This is a genomic window from Gallibacterium melopsittaci, assembly GCF_042433085.1.
GTDB classification, from domain to species: Bacteria; Pseudomonadota; Gammaproteobacteria; order Enterobacterales; family Pasteurellaceae; genus Gallibacterium; species Gallibacterium melopsittaci.
This window is the reverse complement of sequence record NZ_JBHLWA010000024.1, coordinates 108,139-118,894: the sequence shown is the minus strand read 5'-3', so window position 1 is coordinate 118,894 and position 10,756 is coordinate 108,139. Positions and strand designations below refer to the sequence as shown.

The following is a 10,756-nucleotide window of genomic DNA, read 5'->3' as shown; positions in this document are numbered from 1 at the left end:
GGTTATATTTGGTCATAAAAAATCTGCACCTCTGTCTGTTGGATAATAAGTCCAACTTTAGGGGTGCAGATCAGATGGCTAGACCTTAATTTTTTAAAACTTATAAGTTAAAGTAGCATTAATATTACGTCCTGCGCCATAATAGCAATAGTAATCACAACCTGCGAGATAACGGCGGTTACCTACATTCTCTACATTAAGTTGCGTACTCCAATTTGGCGTAAATTGATAACGAGCCATTAAATCCACTAATGTTGCAGATGGCACTTCTCTACCCGAATAGAGTGAGCCTTGTGCTGTCACACTCTTACCAATATAACGCACACCTGCACCAACAGTTAAACCGTTTAACATACCTTTATCAAAGGTATAATCTGTTTTTGCAGCAAAAGTATGTTTCGGTAATAATGGATTGCGTACATCGCCTGTATTGGTACGAGTAATCGATTTAAGGTAAGTATAAGCTAAACTGACATTCCAATTTTGTAGCACATTCACATCTGCTTGTACTTCAATTCCTTTGCGATAAACAGGATCTTTGTTACTTTCTGTTGCTCCTACACCATTAGAAATTAATGCACCTTTATCTTTGGCTCTAAATCCAGCAAAAGTAATCGAACCATCTAACCAACTAGGTAAATATTTAATTCCAGCTTCATATTGATGTGTAATATTTGGATCATAAAGTGTCTGATTACCACTTAATCCTACAGGTAAAGAAAATGATTCACTATAGCTAATATATGGATTTAAACCAAACGGCATCTCATACATTAATGAACCAGAATAAGAAGTGTAATTATTTTTAACTGTTTGCGTAGAAGTATATTCATCTTGTTTAGCTCGATCATGGCGTATACCAAGGTTTAATACCACCGTATCAAAGAAACGGCTTTGATTTTGTAAATAAAGTCCTAATTGGCGTGCCGTAATCGTTGCATATGGCGCTGAACTTACGTTCTGATTTTGGTTATAGCCTGAGTGGACATTAAAAGCATTAGTACTACTCGTACTACCAAACAAGGTATAAAATGCATTCACTTTTTGATGACGATAATCAACTCCCACACTTACTGTATTTTTAAACCAATCTTGCTCAAACTGCCAGTTGATATGATTATCTAAAACGTGAGATTTTAAGGTACCATTATTATAAACAACACCACGTATTACATCATAGGTTGTCGAATCAACGGAAGGATAGACATAAGAACCACGATGGAAATTATTAACATATGAATAACGATAGCTACTGCTAAAAGAGAGATTATCAGTAAATTGATGATTTAACTCATAACCAATATTGTATTGACGATTATATTCTCTATCGTTAATTGGATCTCCTAAATTAGTGGAACGACTGATATATTCTCCATTAGGAAATGCCACTAAACTTCCCTCCTGTGGTAAGAAGTTTGAACTAGGAATCCCTTTATCAAATTGATAACTGGTTAATAAAGTGAAACGAGTACGATCACTGATGTCCCATTCTACTGTTGGCGAAATATAGAAAGTGCTATTTTTAGTTCCTTCCCACTGTCCATCTTTTGCACCATATGAACTTACTAAGCGATAACGTAAACTTTCATCACCATTGATAGCACCTGTATAATCTGCGGCAAAACCATATTGAGTATTATTCCCCATATTTATTTTGAACTCGCCCTTACCAATTTGTTCTTTGTGTGGACGTTTAGTCACATAGTTAATTAAACCACCAGATTTCGCTGCCCCAAAGGTCATTGCATCCGCCCCTTTGGTGATCTCTATCGCTTCTAACGCAAAAGCATTCGTATAAGGAGTAAAGAAACCATAACTAAACAAAGGTAAACCATCTACTGCTTGCGTAACTTCAGTACCACGCACTCTAAACCAGTTGGTATTTGTATCTTCACCAAATACTTGATTTTGGAAACCAGATTGATAACGACCAATTTCGTCCATTTTGCTAATATTTTGCTGATCAAGCTGTTCACGTGTCATGGCAACAGCTGATTTTGCTTGATATACAGGGACTTCTCCCATACGGTACATTGAACCAGCCACCACATCAATCGCATCCAACTCCTGCGTTTCTTCTGCCATTGCTGGATTTATTGATAGCAACAATGCCGTTGATAGTAACGATAATTTAAATATTTTCTTTTGCATAAAAGCTCCTTAGGTTACTTAAAGATGAATAAAAAGTTAGTTAATTATTTTGCATTTACGCTAAACGTATAAGTGCTATATAACTTACGTTTTTGGCAAATCTTTTGATCTGGATATGGCATTTCATAAGATGTCTTAATCTTCCAGATTCCCGCTAATGCTGGAATAATATTAATTTTTCCTTGTGTATCAGTTTTTCCTGAAAAGGCTTGTGGTTCACGATGATCATAAACCGCTTTTTCATCTAATTTAGTAAATTCATTGGTAGTACCAATCACCACAACCTCTTTTGCTGGTTTGCCGTTATAGAGAACTTGAAAAGGCACCGCTTCTAAAGGACGGATATCTGTAGGATCAACTAATGGCACAATTTCTAACGGTAAGCCAACTGGGGCAATCGCAAAATCACTCACATCACCTCCTGTATTAATATAGGTGGTAGCAAACATACTAGACTCTTCACAATAATTCGTATCTTGCATTTGTGTTAAGTTTTCACGTTTCCACCCTTTCGCATTTTTTGACCAAAATGTCGGTTTATAGCTAGCAGAAATTTTATATTCACCTGCAGATAAATTCTGTTTAGTAACATAATGATAGTTTTCACCTTGTTGGGTTAAGGTTTCTTTACTACCATCAACCATGTGTAACACCAATGGATCAAAAATATTGAGTCGGCTTTCTGCAATAGGTTCACCTAATGGAAAACGATCACCATAACCCAACACGGCCTGTAAAGGTTTGCCAGCTGTAACTTGTTGTCCATATACCCAAAGATCATGTGCTTGAGCAGCAAATGGAAGCGATACCCCACAAAATAAACTAATTAAATGACGTTTTTTCATAACTTACTCCTGTAGTGATTAAATAAATTACAACTTTCTGACCAACAGTAAGAAATACATTCCGCCCAGCAAGGTTGCAACCAATCCAGCTGGAATTTCATAGGGAAAAAGTACTTGTCGTCCTAGCCAATCCGCTAATACCATCACAATACCGCCAAGTAATGCACTACTAATGAGTTGTGAACGTGCATGATAAAAGCCTAAAAATTTTGCAAAATGAGGTGCAAGCAGCCCTATAAAACTTAATGGTCCAATCATCAACGTTGCGATTGCCGTTAATCCAGCACTAAATAAAATTAACCACCAACGTACATAAGTAAGATTTAACCCCAACGATTGTGCCATCACAGCTTGCAAACTTAGTAAATCTAACCATTTTGCGATAAGTAATGCAGCGACTATAGCAACCGTAGCAACAAGTAATAAGTACGCTGCTAAGGAACTTTCTGCATAGTAAGTTGAACCAGATGTCCAGCTTAATAATTGTTGTAAACGAAAATCACCACTTGCTAAGATGATGCGTTGTACTGCATCAAACAACGCCGTTAAACTCATACCTGTCAGTAATATACGTTCAGCTAACATGCCCGAACGGTGATTTAAACCAATAAGTAGGCACAAAACAATTAATGCACCAATCACACCAGCGATCCAAAAATCCACAATATTCGCTTGGGCAAATAGAAAAATAACCACTAATACCCCAAAACTAACACCTGATGTAATCCCTAATAATTCAGGACTTGCCATGGCATTAAAACTGATACGTTGTAATAATACGCCAGCTAACGCTAATAACACACCTGCAACAAAGGCATAACTGAGACGAGGATAACGTAACGTAAGCAGTGATTGTTGCCAACTAACCTGCCAGCCTTCATCACTACGTCCCACAGTTAATGCTAATATCAATACTAACAATAACGCAAATAAAATTATCCAAGCATAATGACGCTGTGGCAGACGAACATCAGAATGAGAATGTGTGGTTTGTAGATGCCGTCCTTGTGGTAAATATTTAAACATCAACCAAAGTAATAGTGGTGTTCCAATAAGCGAAGTTACTGCACCTGTTGGTAAATTTAGCTGATAATATTCTAATAAAAGCTGCAAAATGAGATCAGTGATGAGTAATAGCATTGCTGCAAGATAAGCAGTTTGCAGCATTTGCATTTTAAATGTGCGAATACCTAATTGGCGACTTAATGCAGCAGCAATAAAACCAATAAACCCGAGCATTCCGACTCGACTTACCACAATCGCAACTAAATAAGCGGCTAACAATAACCCAATAACACGTACTTTTTGTACTGATACTCCTAAACTTTTAGCATTACTTTCGTTTAAGCCTAAAATTGCTAATGGACGTTGTAATATTGCCAATAACAATATTGCTGGCAGTAATAATCCAAATAGTTGCCAACTATCAAGCCAACTTTCCTGTACTAATGATCCTGCACCCCAGATCATTAAACCGCGCGATTCTTCTGGATAAAACAACATAAGTGTGGCACTGATTGCACCAAAATAGAGATTGACAACTAACCCTGCCAAAATAAGCAATAACGGCGATAAAGTTTGTCGCCACGCTAATAGAAAAACGGTAACTAACGCAAGCAGAGCCCCTAAAAAAGCAATTATCGTTGTCCCCCAAGAGAGTAAATGAGGTACAAATAATGTGGCAATAAACAGCAAGAATTGTGCACCACTCCCTACACCTAATGTACTATCTGAAGCTAACGGATTATTAACAATTTGTTGTAGCAATAAACTTGCTAAACCAAGTGCTATACCAGCAAGAATTGCCATGATCATTCGTGGTAAGGTATAGTTTTGGATCAATAACCATGCCAACGATTTAACCTCTATTGCACTATCCTGCTGCGGTAATTGCAATGCAAATAGTCCTAAAATAAGCAATATGGCTATCAGTAGTAAGCAACTATTCCAGACAATAAATTTACGCTTTACCATGCTTCACCTCCTTGCTGTAATGCTTGGGTTAACGCCAGTGCAAAACGTTGTGCGGAAGGTAAACCACCAAATGTCCAAATGGTTGGAAGTACAATTGGATCTTTTGCCATTGGTAAACGTTGCCATAAGCTATTATGTGCCAGTGCTGTCGGTACATTAATTGGGTAAGGTTTTATTACTACTAAACGGCTATTTTTTGCTAATTGTGCTAACTGATGAATATCAATTGTGCTAGTCCCCCAAATACCAACAGGAGCTTGCCACGCATTCTGCAATCCTAATTTCATCGCAACAGCACCTAACAAGCTATTTTCACCATATACCCGTAAGTGTCGTGCATCATCAAACTGTACCATTAGGACTGGGCGTGCTGTCATCGCAGTTATTTGTGCCTTTAATTTTTGTAATAATTGTTCTGTTTGTTGGATTAATTGCTCACCTCGTTCAGGTTGTCCAATTAAGGCAGCTATTTGGCGTGTTGCGGCAAGTTGATTTTGCCAAATACTTCCTGTGCGATAAAAATCAACAATGATGACATTGTCTTGCCCAACATACGTTGCCAATATTGGCGTTAAACTGGCATACATTGAACTATTGATAAACTTATCTAGTTGCAATGTAACTAATAATTCACGATTAGGCATCAAACGCGATCCTAAATCGACTGTTTCAGAAGGCAACTCTGGAATAACGACCCATTGACGATAACTTTGTGCATCACCTACCGCAATCGGTGCATTAGATAATGCAATTAAGGTTTCACTTACTGTCCAATCTAATGAAGCCAAACGTAATTGGTTAGAATTTGCACTACTACCAAGATGAACCATTAATAGACTTAATAAAAGCAAAATACGCTTTAACACGCTTTCCATCACTGATACTCCCTTCTAATAAAATGCAACTGGGGTATCAGCTACTGATGGATGAGAAATCACATTTAAATCAATGTGGTAAATTTTTTTAAGCTGTGTATTAGTCATTAACGTTTGTGGTGTTCCTTGCATTAATAATTGTCCATTTTGCAAGGCGATCAGTTGATCACAAAACCGTGCTGCCAGATTAATATCGTGGATAACAATCACCACACCAATTTGAAGCTGTTGTGTGAGTTGTTGAATTAATTGCATCACTTCCACTTGATGCGCAATATCTAATGCAGCAAGCGGTTCATCCAGCAATAAAAAGCGACTTTGTTGTGCCAGTAACATCGCCAACCAAGCTCGTGAACGTTCACCACCAGATAATGTATCCACTAATTGATCTGCATAACGCTGCATATTAGTACGTTGTAATGCTTCAGTTATTGCTTGTTGATCCTTTTCTGAATGACGACCTAACAAACCTTGCCAAGCATAACGTCCCATTTGTAGTAACTCTTTAACTTTTAGATGGCTAGCTTGTGGTAGGTGCTGTGGTAAATAAGCAACTTGTTGTGCGAACTCTCGTGGTTTCCAATATGCAACTGGGCGTTGATTAAACAATAACTGCCCACTAGAGGCGGACTGTTGGCGAGCGAGTAATTTAATTAGCGTGGATTTTCCTGAACCATTTGGACCAATAATTCCATAAATTTTCCCAGTCGAAAATTGCAATGAAATTGATTGTAGTAATACTTTCTCTGCAATTGAAAATGAAACGGCATTTAATTCAAACACAATCCACCTAACACTATTCTCCATAATAAAGCTGGCGAATTTTATGTGATAACAATTCTCATTTCAATAGAGAGATTAAAAAAAGCCTCAATCGAGGCTTTTAAGGTTAACAAATCTCTGTTTTCAAATAAGTTAAACGATCAAGATTAGTAATAAAATGACCTAATTCTTGTTGTTCTGGACGATGTACATAAGGAATTTCACCTAATAATGGTGCATCTATCACTTGATGTAATAATTTGATAATTTCAGCATAATGCCGTAAACAAGGATTGATTCGGTTCGCCACCCAACCAATTAATGGAACACCTGCTGCAATAATCGATTGTGCTGTTAATAAGGCATGATTCACACATCCCTCTTTAATTCCCACTACTAAAACCACAGGCATTTTATGTTCTTGTACCCATTTATCAAAAGTCACATCACGATTCATCGGTGTTAACCAGCCATATGTTCCCTCTACCAATACGGATTGATAACGAGAGGTTAAATGTGCAAGATCTCGATTAATTTTATCAATATCAATATTATTGACTTCATCTAATGCTGCTAATACTGGCACACTACTTTCAGTAAAGGTATAACTATTGACTTCTTGATATGTTACCGATTCATTCGTACTTTCCATCAATGTTTTAACATCTTTATTATCTTCCGAATGATCCGCCTCAAGTTCCTCTTTCAATACTTCAGTATAGATACTATCTTCTTCTCCACAGGCAATGGGCTTATACCCAACAATTTTTACACCCTTTGCTTGTAAAGCCTGAATAATTGCACGACTGACAACTGTTTTCCCAACGTTCGTATCCGTACCCGTTACAAAAAAACAACTCATTATTTCTTCCCTTTATAAAAAAACTGCCACGAATTATAAAGGAGTTCTGATTACTAGAATTTGAGCTAACACAATTTTTCGAGGATTTATTATGAAGAAAATGATCTATCGTGCCTACAATTACAACTTATGGATAATTCAGATATCCATTAAAGGCATTTAACCTAACGATTAAATGCCCTAAAGAAATGATTATTGACGTTTTTTACGGAAATAATGGAAAGCTAAATAGAGAGCTAACAAACCTAATAAGATATAAATCCCTGTTTGTCCTTTACTAATTTGTTCTTTTATCCAATCAATATTATGAGCACCGTGATAACCTAAATAGATCCACACCGGTACAGAAATAATTGCAGCACAAAAATCTAACAACACAAATCTAACGTAACTAATACGTCGAGTAATCCCTGCTACCATATAGATAGGTGCTCTTAGTCCAGGTAAAAAACGTGCAATAAATAAAACTCGATTACCATAACGATCAAATTTCTCACGTACTGCTCGCATTGTTTTTGGTTTCAAAATACGACGCAATGGACGAAAGCGTAAAATCTTCACGCCATAAACTCTACCAAGCCAATACATCGTACTATCGCCAAACAATACTCCTACCATACTAACGATTAACATAATATGTGGATTGGCATAACCTAACCCAGCAATAATGCCTCCAGAAACTAGCGTAATATCTTCTGGAATTGGTACGCCAAACCCACAAATAATTAATACAAATAAAACGGCGAAATAGCCATAATTACTAAAAAATTCAACTAATAATTGCACAACAAACTTCCAAATAAAAATACAAATTTCTGCCAAAAATTATTGAGGTTACCCTTTTTCAAAATGTTATTTTGCCTTCTTTAACATGGAATTACTACTTAAAATATTTCAATTATTGATGTAGATAACAAAAATTTCTTTTTATCCTAGAAAAATTATCACTTCTCCTAGAGAAATCTCTGTGTAGCAGATAAAAATATTGCATTTTTAATCTGTTTATCTATAATGCTCTAGCTGATTTTTTCAGTACTTGTTTTCGTCAAGCTGCTGGGTCGCCTGTAGCTTGTTTTGTTTAACAACCTTTTTAGGTTAACTAAATAGAGATATAAAAATGTTTAAATTTAACGCTGAAGTTCGTCAAGCGCAAGGAAAGGGTGCGAGCCGCCGCTTGCGTAGAAATGGTCAAATTCCTGCCATCGTTTATGGCGGTGAAGAAGCACCAGTATCAATCGTTTTAAATCACGATGAATTAAATAACGCTCAAGTTCAAGATAACTTCTATTCTGAAGTCATTACTTTGGTTATCGACGGTAAAGAAGTTGCTGTAAAAGTACAAGCAATGCAACGTCACCACTTCAAACCAAAACTTCTTCACATTGACTTCAAACGCGTTTAATTCAATGTTGTTTAAAAAGACACCAACATTTCTGTTGGTGTTTTTTTATCTAAAAAACTCATTTCCTAATTAAATATATGAAAAAAATTGCACTCGGCATTACTTACGATGGTTCTCGTTATTTTGGTTGGCAAAAACAACAAGCTGTACAAAGTATCCAAGGTGAAATTGAACGTGCATTAAGTATTGTAGCCAATGAACCGATTGAAATTTTTTGTGCTGGACGAACTGATGCTGGCGTACATGCCACTGGACAAGTGATTCATTTTACTACCAATGCAATTCGTCCAACACAGGCGTGGACATTTGGTACCAATGTCCATTTACCGCCAGATATTGCGGTTAGTTGGGCAACGGAAGTACCTGAAGATTTTCATGCACGTTTTAGTGCGCTTTCACGTCGTTATCGATACATTATTTATAATCATACTCAACGCCCTGCTATTTTAGCCACAGGTATTACCCATTATCATCAACCGCTTGATGCAGAAAAGATGCATCTTGCTGGTCAATTTTTATTGGGAGAAAATGATTTTAGTTCATTTCGTGCTGCACAATGCCAATCAAAATCACCTAATCGCAATGTGCATCATTTAAATGTCTCACGCAAAGGCAACTATATTATTGTCGATATTCAAGCCAATGCGTTTGTCCACCATATGGTCAGAAATATTGTCGGTAGCTTATTAGAGGTCGGATCTGGTAAACAATCACCAGAATGGATTCAATGGTTACTCCAACAAAAAGATCGTACCCTTGCCGCACCAACTGCAAAAGCTGCGGGGTTATATTTAGTTGAGGTTCGCTATCCAACACAATTTGCCTTACCTAAAAATGCTGTTGGACCACTATTTTTATCAGATTCCATCGAGTAAACATCAGGAAAAGATACTCAATTTATCAAAATTATGCTTTAATAACGCCGCATTCGCTATCATCCTAACCTTGGAGATAAAATAAATATGAGCTGGATTGAAAGAATTTTTAATAAAAACCCAATTTCTGGTGCACGCAAATCGAACGTGCCTGAAGGGATTTGGACTAAATGTACAGGCTGTGAACAAGTTTTATATAGTGAAGAACTTAGCCGTAATTTAGAAGTTTGTCCAAAATGTGGACATCATATGCGAATTGATGCACGTACTCGTCTATTAGCATTATTAGATCAAGATAGTGCGGTAGAATTAGCTGCCGATCTTGAACCTCAAGATATTTTAAAATTTAAAGATTTAAAACGTTATAAAGATCGTCTTTCTGCCGCACAAAAACAAACAGGCGAAAAAGATGCATTAATTGTTTTTTCTGGCAAGCTCTATGAAATGCCAATTGTAGCGGCTGCATCAAACTTTGATTTTATGGGTGGTTCAATGGGATCAGTGGTTGGGGCAAAATTTGTCAAAGCTGCGGAAAAAGCATTAGAAGATCATTGTCCATTTGTTTGTTTCTCTGCCAGTGGTGGTGCAAGAATGCAAGAAGCATTAATTTCCTTAATGCAAATGGCAAAAACCAGTGCAGTATTAGCGAAAATGCGTGAACAAGGTGTGCCTTTTATTTCAGTACTTACCGATCCAACATTAGGCGGAGTTTCTGCAAGTTTTGCTATGCTTGGTGATATTAATATTGCTGAACCAAAAGCCTTGATTGGTTTTGCTGGTCCACGTGTCATTGAACAAACTGTTCGTGAAAAGCTCCCAGAAGGTTTCCAACGCAGTGAATTCTTATTGGAAAAAGGGGCGATTGATATGATCGTGCATCGTAAAGAGATGCGTCAAACTTTAGCCAGTATTTTAGCTAAATTAACTAATCAACCTTCTCCATTTAAAACACCAGAAGTGCTAGAAGAAATTTCAGAATAAAAAGAAAAATAAAGGCATCTGTGTAATAT

Annotated in this window: 10 protein-coding genes; 3 read left to right on the top strand and 7 right to left on the bottom strand. The window is 36.9% G+C overall.

Annotation, left to right across the window (positions count from 1 at the left end):
- Nucleotides 1-93 precede the first annotated feature (93 nt).
- The 7 genes from ACFFHT_RS05720 to ACFFHT_RS05690 form a co-directional block, all read right to left on the bottom strand.
- The gene (locus ACFFHT_RS05720) at nt 94-2,151 is read right to left on the bottom strand and encodes a TonB-dependent siderophore receptor (RefSeq protein ID WP_382374298.1); all 2,058 of its coding nucleotides are present in this window, start codon (nt 2,149-2,151) and stop codon (nt 94-96) included.
- Between the two features lie 44 nt (nt 2,152-2,195).
- A complete protein-coding gene (locus tag ACFFHT_RS05715; protein WP_382374296.1) occupies nt 2,196-2,996 on the bottom strand; it encodes a DUF4198 domain-containing protein in 801 nt (266 codons plus the stop codon).
- Nucleotides 2,997-3,023: 27 nt separating this feature from the next.
- On the bottom strand, nt 3,024-4,970 hold the full coding sequence (fhuB, locus tag ACFFHT_RS05710) for a Fe(3+)-hydroxamate ABC transporter permease FhuB (protein ID WP_382374294.1): 1,947 nt from the start codon (nt 4,968-4,970) through the stop codon (nt 3,024-3,026).
- Complete coding sequence (locus tag ACFFHT_RS05705) at nt 4,964-5,845, bottom strand: ABC transporter substrate-binding protein (protein WP_382374292.1); 882 nt, start codon at nt 5,843-5,845, stop codon at nt 4,964-4,966. The genes fhuB and ACFFHT_RS05705 overlap by 7 nt, the downstream gene beginning before the upstream one ends.
- Nucleotides 5,846-5,860: 15 nt before the next feature.
- The gene (locus tag ACFFHT_RS05700; protein WP_382374290.1) at nt 5,861-6,628 is read right to left on the bottom strand and encodes an ABC transporter ATP-binding protein; all 768 of its coding nucleotides are present in this window, start codon (nt 6,626-6,628) and stop codon (nt 5,861-5,863) included.
- A gap of 106 nt (nt 6,629-6,734) precedes the next feature.
- Complete coding sequence (bioD, locus tag ACFFHT_RS05695) at nt 6,735-7,469, bottom strand: dethiobiotin synthase (protein ID WP_382374288.1); 735 nt, start codon at nt 7,467-7,469, stop codon at nt 6,735-6,737.
- 192 nt (nt 7,470-7,661) lie between these two features.
- On the bottom strand, nt 7,662-8,255 hold the full coding sequence (locus tag ACFFHT_RS05690) for a DedA family protein (protein WP_382374286.1): 594 nt from the start codon (nt 8,253-8,255) through the stop codon (nt 7,662-7,664).
- A gap of 331 nt (nt 8,256-8,586) precedes the next feature.
- Between ACFFHT_RS05690 and rplY the strand changes: the two genes are divergently transcribed.
- The 3 genes from rplY (at nt 8,587) to accD (ending at nt 10,727) form a co-directional block, all read left to right on the top strand.
- Nucleotides 8,587-8,871 carry a 50S ribosomal protein L25 gene (rplY, locus tag ACFFHT_RS05685; protein ID WP_382374284.1) on the top strand — a complete coding sequence of 95 codons (285 nt, stop codon included), beginning with the start codon at nt 8,587-8,589 and terminating at the stop codon, nt 8,869-8,871.
- Between the two features lie 77 nt (nt 8,872-8,948).
- Nucleotides 8,949-9,746, top strand: a complete 798-nt coding sequence (gene truA, locus ACFFHT_RS05680; protein WP_382374283.1) for a tRNA pseudouridine(38-40) synthase TruA — start codon at nt 8,949-8,951, stop codon at nt 9,744-9,746.
- An 87-nt stretch (nt 9,747-9,833) separates the two neighbouring features.
- Nucleotides 9,834-10,727 (top strand): acetyl-CoA carboxylase, carboxyltransferase subunit beta, encoded by an 894-nt coding sequence (gene accD / locus ACFFHT_RS05675; RefSeq protein WP_382374281.1) that lies wholly within the window; start codon nt 9,834-9,836, stop codon nt 10,725-10,727.
- Nucleotides 10,728-10,756: the final 29 nt, after the last annotated feature.